The sequence below is a fragment of the Erythrobacter sp. genome, from assembly GCF_036351135.1.
In the GTDB taxonomy this organism is placed as follows: domain Bacteria; phylum Pseudomonadota; class Alphaproteobacteria; order Sphingomonadales; family Sphingomonadaceae; genus Erythrobacter.
Genome location: NZ_JAZBON010000013.1, coordinates 29,780 through 47,389 on the forward strand (window position 1 = coordinate 29,780; position 17,610 = coordinate 47,389).

General features: G+C 65.0%; 14 protein-coding genes and 1 pseudogene. 8 read left to right on the plus strand and 7 right to left on the minus strand.

Translation table 11 applies throughout. From position 1 onward, the window contains the following. Nucleotides 1-3 precede the first annotated feature (3 nt). Both V2I30_RS03735 and crcB read right to left on the minus strand, forming a co-directional pair. Entirely contained in the window at nucleotides 4-1,176 is a 1,173-nt protein-coding gene (locus V2I30_RS03735; RefSeq protein ID WP_330660729.1) for an RluA family pseudouridine synthase, read from the minus strand. Beyond that, nucleotides 1,173-1,589 (minus strand): fluoride efflux transporter CrcB, encoded by a 417-nt coding sequence (gene crcB / locus V2I30_RS03740; RefSeq protein ID WP_330660730.1) that lies wholly within the window; start codon nucleotides 1,587-1,589, stop codon nucleotides 1,173-1,175. The genes V2I30_RS03735 and crcB overlap by 4 nt, the downstream gene beginning before the upstream one ends. A 227-nt stretch (nucleotides 1,590-1,816) precedes the next feature. On the opposite strand from crcB, the gene rpsU reads away from it, so the two are divergent. From rpsU to V2I30_RS03770, 6 genes are all read left to right on the plus strand, one after another. Next, nucleotides 1,817-2,023: a 30S ribosomal protein S21 gene (gene rpsU / locus V2I30_RS03745; protein WP_066772550.1), complete on the plus strand. Its 207-nt coding sequence runs from the start codon at nucleotides 1,817-1,819 to the stop codon at nucleotides 2,021-2,023. A 130-nt stretch (nucleotides 2,024-2,153) separates the two neighbouring features. Further along, nucleotides 2,154-2,786, plus strand: a complete 633-nt coding sequence (locus V2I30_RS03750) for an FKBP-type peptidyl-prolyl cis-trans isomerase (protein WP_330660731.1) — start codon at nucleotides 2,154-2,156, stop codon at nucleotides 2,784-2,786. Between the two features lie 36 nt (nucleotides 2,787-2,822). Further along, entirely contained in the window at nucleotides 2,823-3,125 is a 303-nt protein-coding gene (gene gatC, locus V2I30_RS03755) for an Asp-tRNA(Asn)/Glu-tRNA(Gln) amidotransferase subunit GatC (RefSeq protein WP_330660732.1), read from the plus strand. Between the two features lie 135 nt (nucleotides 3,126-3,260). Next, the gene (gene gatA, locus V2I30_RS03760; protein WP_330660733.1) at nucleotides 3,261-4,766 is read left to right on the plus strand and encodes an Asp-tRNA(Asn)/Glu-tRNA(Gln) amidotransferase subunit GatA; all 1,506 of its coding nucleotides are present in this window, start codon (nucleotides 3,261-3,263) and stop codon (nucleotides 4,764-4,766) included. Further along, nucleotides 4,763-5,149 (plus strand): hypothetical protein, encoded by a 387-nt coding sequence (locus tag V2I30_RS03765; RefSeq protein WP_330660734.1) that lies wholly within the window; start codon nucleotides 4,763-4,765, stop codon nucleotides 5,147-5,149. The genes gatA and V2I30_RS03765 overlap by 4 nt, the downstream gene beginning before the upstream one ends. Further along, entirely contained in the window at nucleotides 5,146-5,307 is a 162-nt protein-coding gene (locus V2I30_RS03770; protein ID WP_330660735.1) for a glutamyl-tRNA amidotransferase, read from the plus strand. The genes V2I30_RS03765 and V2I30_RS03770 overlap by 4 nt, the downstream gene beginning before the upstream one ends. A gap of 23 nt (nucleotides 5,308-5,330) precedes the next feature. Here V2I30_RS03770 and V2I30_RS03775 read toward each other — a convergent pair whose 3' ends face one another. Continuing rightward, entirely contained in the window at nucleotides 5,331-6,497 is a 1,167-nt protein-coding gene (locus tag V2I30_RS03775) for an acyltransferase family protein (protein ID WP_330660736.1), read from the minus strand. Between the two features lie 156 nt (nucleotides 6,498-6,653). On the opposite strand from V2I30_RS03775, the gene gatB reads away from it, so the two are divergent. Then, complete coding sequence (gene gatB / locus V2I30_RS03780) at nucleotides 6,654-8,150, plus strand: Asp-tRNA(Asn)/Glu-tRNA(Gln) amidotransferase subunit GatB (protein WP_330660737.1); 1,497 nt, start codon at nucleotides 6,654-6,656, stop codon at nucleotides 8,148-8,150. Nucleotides 8,151-8,266: 116 nt separating this feature from the next. Here the strand turns inward: gatB and V2I30_RS03785 are convergent, their stop codons facing one another. From V2I30_RS03785 to V2I30_RS03800, 4 genes are all read right to left on the minus strand, one after another. Next, nucleotides 8,267-8,794 carry a general stress protein gene (locus tag V2I30_RS03785; RefSeq protein ID WP_330660738.1) on the minus strand — a complete coding sequence of 176 codons (528 nt, stop codon included), beginning with the start codon at nucleotides 8,792-8,794 and terminating at the stop codon, nucleotides 8,267-8,269. Between the two features lie 202 nt (nucleotides 8,795-8,996). After that, a complete protein-coding gene (locus V2I30_RS03790; RefSeq protein WP_330660739.1) occupies nucleotides 8,997-9,302 on the minus strand; it encodes a hypothetical protein in 306 nt (101 codons plus the stop codon). A 201-nt stretch (nucleotides 9,303-9,503) separates the two neighbouring features. Beyond that, on the minus strand, nucleotides 9,504-12,362 hold the full coding sequence (locus tag V2I30_RS03795; protein WP_330660740.1) for a M16 family metallopeptidase: 2,859 nt from the start codon (nucleotides 12,360-12,362) through the stop codon (nucleotides 9,504-9,506). A gap of 102 nt (nucleotides 12,363-12,464) precedes the next feature. Continuing rightward, nucleotides 12,465-14,741 carry an acylase gene (locus V2I30_RS03800; protein ID WP_330660741.1) on the minus strand — a complete coding sequence of 759 codons (2,277 nt, stop codon included), beginning with the start codon at nucleotides 14,739-14,741 and terminating at the stop codon, nucleotides 12,465-12,467. A 203-nt stretch (nucleotides 14,742-14,944) separates the two neighbouring features. On the opposite strand from V2I30_RS03800, the pseudogene clpB reads away from it, so the two are divergent. Continuing rightward, nucleotides 14,945-17,521 (plus strand): annotated as a pseudogene (gene clpB / locus V2I30_RS03805) (ATP-dependent chaperone ClpB). Nucleotides 17,522-17,610 lie beyond the last annotated feature (89 nt).

A 17,610-nucleotide genomic window follows, 5' to 3' on the forward strand; every position in this document is an offset into this window, starting at 1 on the left:
CGATCACCGCCGTTTCCCTGTCGGCTTGCCCTTCGCCTTTTTCTTCGCCGCAGCTTTCGAAACGGTGCGCGAGCGGCGTTCGCCGCGGCGGTCCTTGCGATATTGCTTGGCGTGGCGGCGGGCGGCCTGCTTCTTTTCCGCAGGCGTGCGCTCGGGCGCTTCGTCGCGGATCGGTGCGGCGTCGGACAGCGCCGGGTCGAATCCCAGCGCATTCATGCTGGCAGCGAAATGCGCGGGCAGATCGGCGGTGACGTCTAGCTTCCCGCCGGCATTGCCCTTGCTTTCCGGAGTCCCGATGATGAGGCGGCGGGCGTGAAGGTGCATCTTGCGGCTGATCGCGCCGGTCAGGAAGGCATCCTGCCCGCCATATTTGCCATCGCCCACGATCGGATGGCCGATCGCCGCCATATGAACGCGCAGCTGGTGCGTGCGGCCCGTGAGCGGTTCCAGTTCGACCCATGCTGCCTTCGTCCCGGCGCGCTCGACCACGCGGTAACGCGTCTTTGCGCTTTGCCCGGCCTCCTCGTCGACATGCATCTTCTCGCCGCCGGTGCCCGGCTGTTTGGCGAGGGGGGCATCGATCGTGCCCTCGCGCACTTCGGGCACGCCGACCACCAGCGCCCAATAGATCTTGCGCGCGCTGCGCCCGGAAAAACGCTTGGAATAGCTCGCCGCGCTGCCCGGCGTCTTCGCGATCAGCAGCACGCCCGACGTGTCCTTGTCGAGCCGGTGGACGAGGCGCGGCCGCGGCTGGTCCTCGCCGTCCATGAAGGCATCGAGCAGCCCGTCGACATGGTTCTTCGTTTTGGTCCCCCCCTGCGTCGCAAGACCCGGCGGCTTGTTCAGCACCAGCGCGCTCGGCGTCTCGCGGATCACCATCGCGCGCGCCATGGTGATCTCGTCCTCGCTCAGGGGACGGCGCGGGCGAGGCGCCTTGTGCTTCGCCTCGCCGCCCGGGGGCACGCGCAGAACCTGACCCGCCTCCAGCCGATCCTCCGGCTTCACCCGTCCGCCATCCACCCGGATCTGCCCGGTGCGCGCCCAGCGCGAGATGGTGGCAAAGCCGATCGCGGGCAGGTTGCGCTTGAACCAGCGGTCGAGCCGGATGCCGTCGTCGTCCTCGCCGACGGTGAACTGGCGAACCTGCTTGGCGCGATCGAGGGACGGCTCGCTCATGACGCGCTCTGAACCGCGATCAGGCCGACGAGAAACGCCGCCATACCGGCGATTACCGAAGCCGCGCCATAGCCCAGCGCCTGAAGCGCGAAGCCGCGATGGACCAGCGTGACCATCTCCGCGCTAAAGGCGCTGAAGGTGGTGAACCCGCCGAGCAGACCGATGCCCAGCAGCAGGCGCAGGCTGTCGGCGGTGACGGGCGCGATGCTTGCGCGGGCGAGCCAGCCTAGCAGCACGCCCATGGCGAGGCTGCCGGCGATGTTGACCGTGAGCGTGGGCCAGGGAAAGCCCGATCCGGAACCTGCGATTCCCTCGACCAGTCGCCCGATCTGGTAACGCCCGAGCGCGCCCAGCGCGCCGCCGCAGGCGACCGCGAGCGATGCGGCGAGGGGGGAGAGGGCGGTGGCGGCCATGATCGGCAGCGCCTTAGCTTGGCGCTTGCCCTCTGCCTAGTGGGAGGAAGCGGGCGCCGGGCCCAGCCGCTCACGTCTTGCCAATCGCCGCCCCTGCCGCTAAAGAACCCGCACGAGCGCGCGGTCCGCCATCGGATTCGCGCCCCATTCAATCGTTCAATTCATGCGCACTCCCGCGTTTTTGCTGGCGGGCTCGGGCGCTTTGTTAAGTGAGGTTCGAGCCGTTTATGCAAATCATCGTTCGCGATAACAATGTCGATCAGGCCCTGCGCGCGCTCAAGAAGAAGCTGCAACGCGAAGGTGTGTATCGCGAGATGAAGCTGCGCCGCCACTACGAAAAGCCCAGCGAAAAGCGCGCCCGCGAAAAGGCCGCCGCCGTCCGCCGCGCCCGCAAGCTCGAGCGCAAGCGCATGGAACGCGACGGCGTCAAATAAGCCAGCCGCCGTTTCATAGGGCCGTTGTGCCGTGCACAAGCGCTTGAAACGCATTACGCGATAAGCCATCAGGGCGCGGGAAATTTCCGCGCCCTTTTGTTTATCGGGCGCCTTCGAACTGGGATCACACATGACCGAAGTCACCCGCGTGCCGTTGCAGCCCGTCGCAAAGGGTTCGCTGACCAAGATCTGGCTCGGCGTCGTCATCGCCGTGCTCCTGGGCGCGGGACTGGCCTTCGCCGCGGTGCCCAAGGGGTTCAGCATCGACACCATCGTCGAGGGCACCGGCCCGACGCCCGAAGAAGGCGACATGGTCTTCGTCAAATACCGGGGCAGCCTCGCCGCAACCGGCGAGGTGTTCGACGAATCGCAGGACATTCCGCTTCCCGTTGCGGGCGTGTTTCCTGAAGGGAGCCCGTTCCCGGTCGAGGAGGACGCGACCATCGAAGGCTTCTACCAGGGCCTCCAGCAGATGCGCAAAGGCGGCCGCTACGAACTCTACATCCCGGCCGATATGGCCTATGGCGCCGAGCCTCCGCCAGGCGCGCCGATCCCGCCCAATGCCGATCTCGTCTTCGAAATCGAAGTTGTGGATTTCATGAGCCGCGAGATGTTCGATCGCAATCTGGGCATCCTGCAACGCGCGATGCAGTCCGGGCTGGGCGCGGGGCCGGGTGCGGCTCCGAGTGACGGGCCGCAGACGGCGGGGCCGGGGGGCGCAGGCGCGCCGCCGCCGCCCCAGCCGACCATGCCGGACAATTGAGCGCGCCGCGCCGCGCATAGCAGAGGAACGAGGCCGATGTCGGTCGACAAGGAAATGGTCGCCAAGATCGCCAAGCTGGCGCGCATCGACATGCACGATGCCGAGCTCGAGGCGCTGGTGCCCGAACTCAACAACATCCTGGGCTGGGTCGAGCAGCTGGGCGAGGTCGACGTGACCGGGATCGAGCCGATGTCCGCGGTGATCCCCAACACGCTGCGCCTGCGCGAAGACGAGGTCGATGCCGATCCGCAAACTGCCGGCGGCCGCCGCGAGGACGTGCTCGCCAACGCGCCGGTCGCCGAGCACGGCTTTTTCGGTGTGCCCAAGGTGATCGAATAGGATCCCGCAGCACAATTTCCGTTCGCCCTGAGCTTGTCGAAGGGCGCGCTCGAGCGTAGCCGAGAGCGAAGAACGGGTTCTCGGCTTCGCTCGAACAGGTGCTTCGACAAGCTCAGCACGAACGGTTTTTGAGATATGACCAACCTGACTTCCCTCGGCGTGAAAGCCATCCGCGACGGCGTCGCCGCCGGCGACTTCACCGCGCGCGAAGTGGCGGAAGGCTTTAACGCCGCGGTCGCGGAAGCCGCCGAACTGAACGCCTTCATCGTCACTACGCCAGATCATGCGCTCGCCGCCGCCGAGCTGATCGACGACAAGCGCGCCAGGGGCGAGGAACTGGGCGCGATGGGCGGCGTGCCGATCGGGATGAAGGACCTGTTCGCCACCAAGGGCGTGCAGACCACCGCGGCAAGCCACATCCTCGAAGGGTTCGAGCCGCCTTACGAAAGCACCGTGTCGAGCAATCTGTGGGCCGCGGGCGCCGGGATGCTGGGCAAGCTCAATCTCGATCAGTTCGCGATGGGCTCTTCCAACGAAACCAGCCATTTCGGTAATGTCGCCTCGCCCTGGAAGAAGGAAGGCACCAACGCCGCCATGTCGCCCGGAGGTTCCTCAGGTGGCTCTTCCAGCGCGGTCGCAGCGCGGATTGCGCCCGCCGCGACCGGCACCGACACCGGCGGCTCGATTCGCCAGCCCGCCGCTTTCACCGGCATTTGCGGGATCAAACCGACCTATGGCCGCTGCTCGCGCTGGGGCGTGGTGGCATTCGCCTCCTCGCTCGATCAGGCCGGCCCGATGGCGCGCAGCGTTGAGGATTGCGCGATCATGCTCCGCGCGATGGCGGGCTTCGACCCGAAGGACGCGACCAGCCTCAAGATGGATGTGCCCGACTGGGAGAGCGCGCTCAATGCCGACCTCAAGGGCAAGCGCGTCGGCATTCCCAAGGAATACCGGATGGAGGGGACCGATCAGGCGATCCTCGACAGCTGGGAACAGGGCAAGGCGTGGCTGAAGGATGCAGGCGCGAAAATCGTCGATATATCCTTGCCGCATACGAAATACGCGCTTCCCGCCTATTACATCATCGCGCCAGCCGAAGCCTCGTCCAACCTCGCACGCTATGACGGCGTGCGCTACGGCCCGCGTTCGCTACCGGATCCCGGCTCGGGGGCCGGGACAAGCGGCGCTGGTTTGCAGGACATGTATGCCAAGACCCGCCACGACGGCTTCGGCGACGAGGTCAAGCGCCGCATCCTGATCGGCACCTATGTGCTCTCGGCAGGGTTCTACGACGCCTATTACAATCAGGCGCAGAAGGTCCGCGCACTGGTCGCGCGCGACTTCGAAGAGGCTTGGGATGCGTGCGACGTCATCCTCGCGCCGACCACGCCGACCGCGAGCTTTCCGCTGGGCAGCCTCGAGGACGATCCGCTGACCATGTATCTGAACGACGTTTTCGCCGTACCCGCATCGCTCGCCGGACTGCCGGCGATGAGCGTGCCCGCGACGCTGAACCCGGACGGTCTGCCGCTTGGCCTGCAGCTGGTCGGCAAGCCCTTCGACGAACAGAGCGTGCTCGATGCAGGGCTCGCCATCCAGCAACGCGCCGGGTTCGACCATGCGCCGGAGAAATGGTGGTGACCAATTTCGAACTCGCCATTATCGCGGTCATCATTCTTGGCTTTGCCGTGCCCGCATGGCTTGGCGCGTTCGCTTTGTTGCGAGCCTCGGCGCGTCAGGCGCAGGTCGCGCCGCAGAACACCGAACCCAACAAGCGTTATTTCGCTTATGTCGAATTGCTCAAGTCGCTCCACGCGCAGCTCGATCCAAAGCTCAAGATGCGCAACGGTCCGCTTTTCGCAGCGACCGTGCGCGAGCTGGCGAATTATCCCGAATACCGCACATTGAGCGTGCTCTTGCTCGAGGAAATCTCGGTGACCGGCTCGCGCAAGTTCGATCAGGTCGTGCGCGCCGAGATGAAGGCGGTGGAAGAGGACCTGCTCGAGCTGGAAGAAGCGCGGTGAGCCTGCTCGAGTGGACCGGCGTGGCGATTGCCATCGCGGTTATGCTGGTGATGGCGATCCCACTGCTGCTCAAAGGCCGGATCGACGCGGGCGAGGCGCGGTTCGACAGCGACGGGCGAGCCCTGTCGGACGGTGAGCACGAGCGCGACGAGGATTGACGCAGGGCGCTCCCGCGCCTGGTCTAGGCGAGACTGGGCCGGACCGGACGCCGGCTGCGCCCGAGTAGAAGGAAGGGCTTCTCGATCGCCACCCAGGAAACCAGTCCGGCTAGTAGCGACAGTGGTAGCGCAATCAGGAAATTGACCGCCCAGGGCGCCGCCAGTGCGCCCAATATACCGCCCAAGCTGAGAGGCACGAACAGTTGCTGGATCGGGAAGGCGTAAACATAGACGCCGTAGGAAATGTCGCCGCGCGCCGTCACGTCCCGGAACCATTGCGGGCAGTGATAGGCAAAATAGACGATCGCATAGGCACCAAGGGTCGCCATCGCCTCGGCGAAGAACGGGGTCAGGATCGCGAAGCCGCAGGCGATGACCGCCCATAGCGCCCAGTCGCGCCGAAGCGGGATCCGGTCGGCGAAAAGATAAAGCAGCATGCCGGTTCCGAAATAGCGGTAGAGCTGCGCAAAGAGGTCGAGGAAGTAGAACACTCCGCCGGTGCCCTCGGGAATGGCCCACGCGATCGCAAAGCTGGCTAGCCAGCCGAGCACGACGACGACGCGGCGCAAGGCCCCAAATGCGAAGGCGATGGGCACGAGGATGTAGCAGGCGACCTCGTATTTGAGGCTCCACAAGCTGCCATTCACCGCGGAAAGCGGCTGAGCCGTAAAGACCCCCGGCAGGTCGAAGCCAACAGGCAGGAACACCGCATGACCCAGAAACCGCCATGTCGCGGGATCGCCGAAATAGGCGCCGATCGAAAGTTTGGTGACGAGCGGTCCAAGCGCGGCCACGCAAACCAGCACCGCCGCGACCAGCGCCGGCATGATCCGCATCGCTCGCTTCGTCGCATAGCGCGCAAGGCTGCCGCGATCGAGGCTGGCAGGGATGAGGTAGCCGCTGATCAGGAAGAAGATCGAAACCGCCAGCGCCCCGATCGTGATCTGGCCGCCGCTCGCCCATTCGAGCGGCTCGGTTGCCCCGGTCAGCGGGAAAGCGTGGCTTAGGATGACCGCGATCGCCGCAATCAGCCGGATCGTGTCGAAGCCGTTGGCGCGCATATCGACATCGGCGAGGCGCCCCGGCCGGCCGCCGCGGGTGGCCGATGCCTGCGCGAGCGGGGGCGCGGCGGGCGAAGGAGCGGTCTGCATGCGCGGCATCACCGGATCATTAGGCGCAAAACCGTTCATGTCCAATAGCTTGGTGGGGGCAGCGGCGAGGCGTAAGGGGCGCACGTTCAATGGGGAGTTGTGTGGTATAAAGGTGCTGGTAGAGATGCCGTCCTGTTCCCGGCCCCCACCGGCATCGAATGGGTGGCCGCGTTCGGGTCAGGAAAAGGGTGAATCATGAGCGACTATCGGATTGAGGGGCAGACCGGCGAATGGGAGGTCGTGATCGGCCTCGAGGTTCACGCGCAGGTGACAAGCAATGCCAAGCTGTTTTCCGGCGCCTCGACCGCTTTCGGCGCGGAGCCGAACACGCAGGTCAGCCTGGTCGATGCGGCGATGCCCGGGATGCTGCCGGTGCCCAATCGCGAATGCATTCGCCAAGCGGTGCGCACCGGCATGGCGATCGAGGCAGAGATCAACACGTGGTCGCGTTTCGACCGCAAGAACTACTTCTATGCCGACCTGCCGCAGGGCTACCAGATCAGCCAGCTCTACCACCCGCTGGTGGGCGAAGGGCAGCTGCTGATCGAGGCGGACGAGAAGGGCGGCATTCCCGAAGACAAGGTGATCGGTATCGAGCGCATCCATGTCGAACAGGATGCGGGCAAGCTGATGCACGATCAGCATCCGACCATGTCCTATGTCGACCTCAACCGCAGCGGCGTCGCTCTGATGGAGATCGTCTCGCGCCCCGACATGCGCTCGCCAGCCGAAGCCGGAGCCTATGTAAGGAAGCTGCGCTCGATCCTGCGCTATGTCGGCTCGTGCGACGGGAACATGGAAGAAGGCTCGATGCGCGCGGACGTCAATGTTTCGGTGCGCAAGCCGGGCGAGGAATTCGGCACGCGGACCGAGACCAAGAACGTGAATTCGGTGCGGTTCGTCATGCAGGTCATCGAGTACGAGGCCAACCGCCAGGTCGACGTGATCGAGGGCGGCGGAACGGTCGATCAGGAGACACGGCTGTTCGACCCCGGTACGGGCACGACGCGCACAATGCGGAGCAAGGAAGACGCGCACGATTATCGCTATTTTCCCGATCCCGATCTACTGCCGCTGGTGCTCGAGGACGACTTTCTCGAAGAATGCCGCGCGAGCCTGCCCGAATTGCCCGATGCCAAGCGCACGCGTTACGAAAGCCAGCTTGGCCTGACGCCCTACAATGCGCGCGAGCTGACCGCCGAGGTCGAGACATTCGCGCGCTTTGAAACCCTGCTCAGCGCAACCGCAAGCGCCATCGGCAAGGACGAGAAGACCGTCGCCACGCAGGTCGCCAACTGGGCGCTTTCGGTCGCGCCGGGCGTCATGAAGTCACTCGGCGACGAGGCCGACCCCGCCCACGCCACTGCCGAGCGCCAGGCGGCGATCCTCGCGATGCAGGACAAGGGAGAGATCAGCGGCGGACAGGCGAAGGAAATCTTCGAGATCGTCCTGAAGGAAGGCCGCGAGCCCGCCGAAATCGCCGAGGCCGAGGGGCTGAAGCAGGTCTCCGATACGGGCGCGATCGAAGCCGCGATCGACGACATCCTCGCCAATAACGAGGACAAGGTCGAGCAGTACAAGGGCGGCAAGGACAAGCTCTTCGGCTTCTTCGTGGGCCAGACCATGAAGGCCATGAAGGGCAAGGCGAACCCGCAAGTGGTGAACCAGATCCTGAAGGACAAGCTGGGCTGACAGCTTGCGGCGGACGTGAACCCGCGGTCTGCATACCGATCACGAAAAAGCCCGCCAAGACCTGTCTGGGTCTCGGCGGGCTTATGTATTGCGACGCTATCTGAGCGCCGGGCCGATTACGTATGTACGGAGTTTCGGCGTGCCGACGTGCCGTTGTAGCGATAGAGGATGTCGTCGACCTGACGATCGTTGTCCATCTTGTCGCCGTCGACGAGAACCAGCACATCGCCTTCGTTCACCCGGCGCTCGTAATAGTCCGCGTCTTCACGCTCGACGCCGTGATCGCTCAGAAGGCCGGCGATACCGCCCGCCGCGGCGCCAACCGCCGTACCGGTGACGGCCGCGCCTCCAGCCGCGACTTCGGCAATTGCGCCCGCGGCAACCAATGGGCCGACACCCGGAATGGCAAGCGCGCCGATCCCGAGCAGAGCGCCGATGCCGGCACCTGCCGCGGTCTTGCCGACCACGTCCTTGACCGCTTCGCCCGTATCGGCTTCGACCCCGCCGACATGCTTGTCGCCGTCGAGATGGTCGCGCTTGGCGATGACGGAAATGGCGCGGTCCGGAATGCCGGCATTGCGCAGTTCGTTGACCGCGCGTTCGGCGTCGGCACGATTTTCGTAAGCAGCGTGATAGGTCGTCATGAGCTCTCTCCTAAATGATTGATCTACAGGGACTAACTGGCGGAGAGCCGCGATGGTTCCGACGAGGCTGCCATTCGAACGAATATTGCGACGAACCGAGGCCCGCAATCCTCCCACCCGCTCGTCCCGGGCAAGGCGCACGCAAAAAGGCCGCCGGAGCGCGAACTCCGACGGCCCATGGTGATCCGGTTGAAACCGCGGGTCAGGCGGTCTTGGTGCCCGTCAGCGGCATCGCGCCGAACGCGCCGGCATTGACGTTGCCCGCCATCGTGTCGCCTTCGACGGTCGCTTCGCAATCGAGCGTCATCGGCATCGGCACGGTCATGTTCATCTTCCAGTTGAGCTTGTTGCCGTCGATCTTGCCTTCTTCGACGTCCATCGAGCCCATGCCGCCGGCCATGTTGCCGCTGAAGGTGCCATCGCCATTGTCGACCACGGTGAAGGTGCCCGACTGATCGCCCATCGGGCTCTTGACGGTGGTGTTGTAGGTGCCGGAAACGTCAGACATCGGTAAATCTCTCCTCTAGGGCGGGGTTGCCCCGGAACGTGCTCGCCCCGAGGTTCGGGCGCGGGTTTTACACGCGCGCCGCTCGCATTCAACATCTATCGGACGCATGGCAGGGCGCGGATGGACGGCGCCGTCGCCGCCTCCCGCCCCGCGCCCCGATGCGAGCGCGCGATGCCGTAACGTCGCGCGGGTCGCTTCGGCTTATCCGCCCGCTTCGACGCTCTCCATCTCGCGCACCTCGATCGGCAGTCCGAGCGGCTCGAGCTGCGGGCGCACGACGCTGACATCGCCGACGACGATGAACACGAACTGTTCGGGGTCGAGTGCCGCGCGCGCCGCCGCATCGAGGCTCGCCGTGGTCTGACCGGTGTAGCGATCGACGAGCGTTTCGTAATAATCGTCCGGGCGATCGAACAGCGCGAGGGTCTGCATCGCGGACAATACCGCGCTCGACGTTTCGAACTGTCCGGGCAATTCGCCGATCTCGGCCGCGACGTTGCGGGCGAGCTCTTCCTCGGTCACGCCGCGCGAGCTCAGGAAGTCGGCGATTTCGCGGCGGATTTCTGCGATGGAGGCGCCCGTCCGGTCCGCCTGAACGCCGCCGCCCGAAATATAGGCGACCGCGTTTTCCTTGGCCTGCGGACCGCCGCCATAGCCGTAGCTCCAGCCCTTGGTTTCGCGCAGATTCATGTTGAGCCGCGCGAGGAAGTTGCCGCCCAGCGCGTTGTTGGCGTTGGTGAAATCGACGAAGGCGGGATCGCTCGCATCGAGATCGGTCAATTGCCCCGCCGCGATGAAGCTCTGCGGCGAGTTGGGGCGGTTGATCAGGACGATGCGGCTGCCTTCGGGCTCATCGGGCATGGCCGTGAAGTCCTTCTCGCCCTTGGGCGTCGAAGGAGCCTCCCAATCGCCGAATGCTTCGTTCAGCTGCATAACGATCGTGTCCATCGGCAGGCTGGAAATAACGAAGACCTCGCCATTGTCCGGGCGGATCCAGCTGTCCTTGAACTCGACCAGATCGTCGCGCGCGATCGAGCTCACACTCTCGATCGTGCTCGATCCGCCATAGGGCGTCGTCCCGCCGAACAGCTCCGCGTTGGCGGCGCGGATGGCGATGCCCTGCGGAGAGCGCAATTCGGCGCGGATGCCGGTGATTGTCTGCGCGCGCACGCGTTCCAGATCGCCCTCGTTGAAGGCCGGCTCGCGGATGATCTGGCTGATGAGATCGAGCGAGGGCGCAAGGTTGGCCGACAGCGCGGACAGCGTGAAGCTCGAACGGTCATCGCCGCCCCCGGTGCTGATCGTAAGGCCCAGCCGCTCGCGCTCTTCTGCGATCTCCTGGCTGGAGAGGTCCTGCGTCCCCTCATCGAACAAACCGAGCGCGAGCGATTCGAGGCCGCGCATGTCGACCGGGTCGGCGGCTTCACCGGCATTGAACGACATCGTCACATAGGTCGCCGGGACGGCATCGCGCTGCGCGTAGGTCAGCTGCATGCCGTTGGCGAGCGTCGTGCGTGCAAGGTCCGGGAAATCGAGGCTCGGCACGCTGTCGATGGGCGGTGCGGGCCGTTCCACGGTGACGGTGATTTCCTCCGAAGCGGGATCGCGTTCGGTCGCGCTGGCATCGGCCTCGGCGACGCTGGAGGCTTCTTCGTATTCGCCGGTGCGCTCACCGGGTTGGAGGACGAGCGTCATGGCCGGCCGCGTCATCCATTTCTGCATGGCCGTCTGGACATCGGCCGGGGTAATCGAGGCGAGCAGTTCGAGCTGGTCGACCGCGAAGCCGGGATCGCCGGCCAGCACTTCGCCGCGCGCCAGCGCCACCGCCTTGCCGCCGAAACCGCCAACCTGTTCGAGCCCCCGGATCGTTCCGGCAAGGTTGCTGGTCGCCGCGCGGCGCACTTCGTCTTCGGTCGGGCCGGTCTCGATGAACCAGTCGATCAGCTGTTGCAGCCGCGCTTCCAGCGTTTCGAGCTGGACACCGTCGCGCAAAGTCGCGCCGACATTCAGCACGCCCACGCGCTGGAAGTCGAAATTGCCTGCATTGACGCTGACCGCGAGCTGTTCGTCGCGCACGAGCAATTCGTCGAGCCGGCTCGAGGCGAGGCCGCCGAGAATCTGCGTGCCGACATTGAGCGCAGTCAGCTCCTCGCTGGTGATGCCGGGCGCGGGCCAGTACATGTTGATCGAGGTGGCCGGCACCTGGTCGAACATGACGGTGCGCACCGGTTCGGCCAGGGTCGGGATTTCGGCCATCGCCGGATCGTTCACCGGCCCGCGCTCGATCGCCCCGAAATAGCGCTCGACCAGCGGGCGCGCTTCGGCGGCGTCGATGTCGCCTGCGAGCACGAGCGTCGCGTTGTTCGGGCCATATTTGTCGCGGAACCACTGGCGCACATCCTCCAGCGTGGCCGCCTCGATATCGGCCATCGAGCCGATCGGGGTGTGGCCATAGGGATGAGGCTTTGGAAAGAGCGTTTCGACGATCTCGTAGAAGACGAGGCCGCCGGGCTGGTTGTCGCCCTGGCGCTTCTCGTTCTGGACCACGCCGATCTGGTTATCGAGCTTGCCTTGCGTGACTGCGCCGAGGAAATACCCCATTCGGTCGCTTTCGAGCCACAGCGCGCGTTCCAGCGCGGGACGCGGCACGGTCTGGAAATAGTTGGTGCGGTCGAAACTGGTCGTGCCGTTATAATCGGTCGCGCCCATTTCCTGCAGGTACTGGAAATAGTCGTTGGGCGCGTTTTCGCTGCCGTTGAACATCAGATGTTCGAACAGGTGGGCAAAGCCGGTGAGGCCCTCGGGCTCGTCCTTCGAGCCGACATTGTACCACATCGCGACCCCGACGATCGGCGCCTTGCGATCCTCATGCACGATGACGGTTAGGCCGTTTTCGAGCTCGAACTCCTCGTAGGGAATCTGCACCTGCGCAACGAGTTCTTCGAGGTCGCCGGCGCTGGCGTTCATATCGGTATGCGCCTCGGCGAATGCCGGCGTGTGCGGCGCGGCGAGCGCGAGGCCGATGGCGGTCAGGCTGGCGGTGGCCAAACGTATCTTCATGGCGGGGAGGTCCTCTCGATTGCTGATCTGTTGGTTGCGAATGTTCTGCGCCGGAGTGCCGCCCCGATCAAGTGTTTCGCGCGCACGATCGGGCGTCGCGGCTCAGAAGGCGTTGGTGACGCGCATCGTGCTCGCGGCATGCGCGCGGACATCGTCCTGGTAGAAGCGCACCGGCTTCAGCCTGTGATTGACATAGAGCCGCATCTGATCGGTGTAATGCTTCGAACCCGGCCGGGTGGTGGCGGCTCCGAAGGGCTGGATCGAGCGCGAACGCACCCGCCCGCCGTCTTGCGGAAATTCGACCCACTGGATGAAGCTGTCGCCATGGACCAGCGCGAGGCGACCATCCTCCTCTACCGACCATGTGGTGGAGGCCCGAAGCGTGTCCGACCCGCCATCGAGCGGCAGATCGACGTCCCCCTGGCGCAGCCGCAGCAGGTCGCTCATCGGCGGATCGATCCGCCCGAAATGCTCGCTGAGATGATCGACCGCCGCCTGCAGATGTTCGCGAATGTCGGGATAGACACCCTTGTTCTGATATTCCGCCGACATGAAGTCGCGGATCATCAGCAAGGCAAGCGCATCGGCCCGCCCCTTGTTGTCGGCAGTGAAATCCCAGTCCAGCAGCAGCGCGCGCGCTTCGACGAGGTCGGGAGTAAGGTCGCTTTCATCGAGCGCCCCGAGCGCGTCATACATATCGGCGAGATAGCCGCGCCGTTCATATCCGGTGTCGTATTTGATCGCCTCCAGCGTCGCGCGGTCGAACACCTGCGCCTCGCTCATCAGCTTGTAGGCGCGCCAGGAGCGGTTGGTCTGCTTGCGCTCGATCCCTAGCACCGGCGAGAAATCGCCCGGCGCCAGGTCATCCTCTGCGCCCGCCGCTGTGAAGGGCTCGTTGTTCGCATTGTAGAGCCAGCCGCTTGCCGGATTGACGATGCTGGGGATCTCCTCGAAGCCCACCGGCCCGTCCCAGATCAGGTCCGAGCGCGTCCCGTCGAGAATGCCGCGCCAGTCAGCGGACACGTCTTCTGGCCGGTCGGGGATCGCGGCGTTGTAGATCATCGCGATATTGCCCTCGCGATCGGCATAGATGAAATTGGTCGAGGGGATCGCCAGCCTCGCGATCTGCGACTGCCATTCCTCGAAGTCTTGCGCCTTGTTGATCCGGTAATAGGCGTCGAGCTGCTCGGCCGAACCCATCCCGCCATAGCGGATCGCGAACCAGCCATCGTCGTTGCGGATCACCGGCCCGTGTTCGCTGCGATAGATCGTGCGGCGGATCGGCAGGGTCAGCGGACCCATGCGGACCGGCAGGGTGACGGTCTTCACTTCCAGATCGCGCCATTCGTCGTCGAGGCGGTATGCGAGAGCGTCTTCATCCACCTCGAGTTCGTAGACGTCGATCATGTCAGGCCGGTTGACGGTATTGGTCCATCCCAGATCGCGATTGTGGCCGAGGAAGGGGAAGGGCGATCCGGGAAAGTTCGCGCCGGTGAAATGCCAGCCTTCGCCCGATTGCACGCCCAGCTCGTACCAGGCGACCCCGCCGCGCAGCGGCTGGTGCGAGTTGGAGATCAGCACCGTCGGCCCGTCGGTGCGCTCGGGCGCGATCGCCCAGGCGTTTGAGCCGAGATGATCCGCCTCCTCGCCCTTTGGCAGGACGAGCGGGCGGCGCGCATCGGCCTGCGTTTCTAGGACCTGCGTGGTGGTGGTGGCCTCATCGTCCGTTTCATTGCCGGGCATCGGGGTCGGCGTCGCGTGGTCGATCTGCGTGCCCTCGCGCGGGAAGCCGGGGATGTCGGAGCCGTATTCGCGCCGCAGTTCCTCGCCTTCGACCAGCGGTCCGATGACGTTGCCGAGGCCGTAGAAGAAGGGCTGGCGCAGCACGAAGCCCGCCGCGACATCGACGCCGTTGACCGGGAACAATCCGGAGAGCTTGACCTCGTCCGGGTTCTCCCGCGCATATTGGTTGAGCCCGGCGGCATAGGCGTTGAACAGCGCCTGCGTATCGGCCGGCAGGCGCGGAAATTCGCGCGCCGCCGTGCCGCCTGCATCGAGCAGTTGATAGGCGTAATCGAACATTGCCCCGTCTTCGCCCGCGATGGCGCCGTAGCGACCTTTCGACATGGCGGCGACGTCCTGCAGCGTGAAGAAATCGTCCTGCGCATGGGCGATCGCCACGCCATAGGCGACGTCGGCATCGGTGGCGCCGTAGATGAAGGGCACGCCATATTCGCTGCGCACGATCTCGGCGCTGTAGGTGCGCTGCGGCGGGGGCGCGCTTTCCTCGGCGACCAGCGGCTCCCAAGAGGCAAGGCCGACGACGATCGCCACCACCAATGCGGCGAGCGCGATCGCGCCGCTCTTCAGCCAAGACATTCCATTCTCCCGAAAGTTCGCCTTTCGCGTCCACGTTCTTCTGGCGCGTTTCGCGGGCACGCGCCGAGGCGTCAAGCGGCACTTGAGAAAGGCGCAGCGGTGGCCCACCTAGTCCGCTAACACACCGCTATAAGCGGCGGGGCCTTGTGTTGCCAAAATGCAACACTACATGTCTAGGGCACATCTGTGATGAGGGACATTCTATGAATCTCGAAAAGTTTACCGATCGCGCCAAGGGCTTCCTGCAAAGCGCCCAGACGGTCGCGATCCGCATGAACCATCAGCGCATCACGCCGCTGCACCTCTTGAAGGCGCTGCTCGAGGACGACGAAGGCATGGCGGCCGGCCTGGTCCAGCGCGCCGGGGGCGAAGCTTCGCTTGCCGTCAGCGCTGTCGATGAGGGGCTGGCGAAGATTGCGCAAGTGACGGGCAGCGGCGCACAATCGACGCCGGGGCTCGATAACGACGCGGTGCGCGTGCTCGACAATGCCGAACAGCTCGCCGAGAAAGCGGGCGACAGCTTCGTGACGGTCGAACGGCTGCTGACCGCGCTCGCCCTTGCGCCCGGCGCGACGGGCGAGGCGATGAAGGCGGCGAGCGTCACCCCTCAGGCGCTCAACGCCGCCATCGAGCAATTGCGCGGCGGCAAGACCGCCGACAGCGCCAATGCCGAGGCGAATTACGACGCGATGGAGAAGTTCGCGCGCGACCTCACGCAAGCCGCGCGCGACGGCAAGCTAGATCCCGTCATCGGCCGCGACGAGGAAATCCGCCGCACCATCCAGATCCTCGCCCGCCGGACCAAGAACAACCCCGCACTGATCGGCGAGCCCGGCACCGGCAAGACCGCGATTGCCGAAGGCCTCGCGCTGCGCATCGCCAATGGCGACGTGCCCGACAGCCTCAAGGGCCGCACGCTGATGAGCCTCGACATGGGCGCGCTGATCGCCGGCGCGAAATATCGCGGCGAATTCGAGGAACGGCTCAAATCCGTGCTCGACGAGGTGAAGAACGCCGACGGGCAGATCATCCTGTTCATCGACGAGATGCACACGCTGATCGGGGCGGGCGCGTCGGAAGGCTAGATGGATGCCTCGAACCTGCTCAAGCCTGCCCTCTCGCGTGGCGAGCTGCACTGCATCGGCGCGACCACGCTCGATGAATATCAGAAATATGTCGAGAAGGACCCCGCGCTCCAGCGGCGTTTCCAGTCGGTCTATATCGACGAGCCGAGCGTCGAGGACACGGTCTCGATCCTGCGGGGGATCAAGGACAAATACGAGCTGCATCACGGCGTGCGCATCACCGACACCGCGATCGTCGCCGCGGCGAAATTGTCGGACCGCTACATTCAGAACCGCTTCCTGCCCGACAAGGCGATCGACCTGATGGACGAAGCCGCTTCGCGCATCCGCATGGAAGTGGAGAGCAAGCCCGAGGAGATCGAGGCGCTCGACCGGCGGATCATCCAGATGAAGATCGAGGAGAGCGCACTCGCCAAGGAAGACGACGCCGCCTCGAAGGATCGGCTCGAAATCTTGCGCAAGGAACTCGCCGAGCTTGAACAGGAGAGCGCCGAACTGACCACGCGCTGGCAGAACGAGCGCGACAAGATCGAGGCCGAGGGCCGGATCAAGGAGGAGCTCGATGCCGCCCGGCTGGAGCTTGAACAGGCGCAGCGCTCGGGCGATCTCGCCAAGGCGGGCGAGCTTTCCTACGGCACCATCCCGAACCTCGAAAAGCGCCTCGCCGAAGCGGAAGACCTGACGGAGAATGCGCTATTGCGCGAGGAGGTGACCGAAGAGGATATCGCCAGCGTCGTCTCTCGCTGGACCGGCATTCCCATCGACAAGATGATGGAAGGCGAGCGCGAAAAGCTGATGGAGATGGAGGAGATCCTCGGGCGCCGCGTGATCGGACAGTCCGACGCGATCCTCGCCGTGTCCAAGGCCGTCCGCCGTGCGCGGGCGGGGCTGCAGGACCCGAACCGTCCGCTTGGCAGCTTCCTGTTTCTCGGCCCCACCGGGGTCGGCAAGACCGAGCTAACCAAGGCGCTCGCCGAATTCCTGTTCGACGACGATCAGGCGCTCGTGCGCATCGATATGTCGGAGTTCATGGAGAAGCATTCGGTCGCTCGCCTGATCGGCGCGCCTCCGGGCTATGTCGGCTATGACGAGGGCGGGGTGCTGACCGAGGCCGTTCGCCGTCGGCCCTATCAGGTGGTGCTGTTCGACGAGGTCGAGAAGGCGCATGGCGATGTGTTCAACGTGCTGCTCCAGGTGCTCGACGATGGCCGGCTGACCGACGGGCAGGGGCGCGTGGTGGACTTCTCCAACACGCTCATCATCTTGACCTCCAACCTCGGCAGCCAGTTCCTCTCGAACCTTGGCGACGATCAGAAGGTCGCCGATGTCGAGGACCAAGTGATGGAGGTGGTGCGCGGGCATTTCCGCCCCGAATTCCTGAACCGGCTGGACGAGATCATCCTCTTCCACCGCCTGGCGATGGAGCACATGGCGCCGATCGTCGAGATACAGATCAAGCGGGTGCAAAAGCTGCTCGACGATCGCAAGATCACGCTCGACCTCACCGATGCGGCGCTGCGCTGGCTGGGCCGGGTCGGCTACGACCCAGTGTATGGCGCGCGTCCTCTCAAGCGCGCGGTGCAGCGCTATCTCCAGGACCCGCTGGCCGAGATGCTGATCGAGGGCCGCGTCCTCGACGGTTCGACGGTCAAGGTCGACGAAGGCGACGGCGAATTGCAGATTGAGATCGTCTGAACGACCCCGAGCGGGCAGGCCGCTTCAGCGCCCGGTTGTTGCCGCACAACAAAAAAGGGCCCCGGTTTACCGGGGCCCTTTTTCGTGTT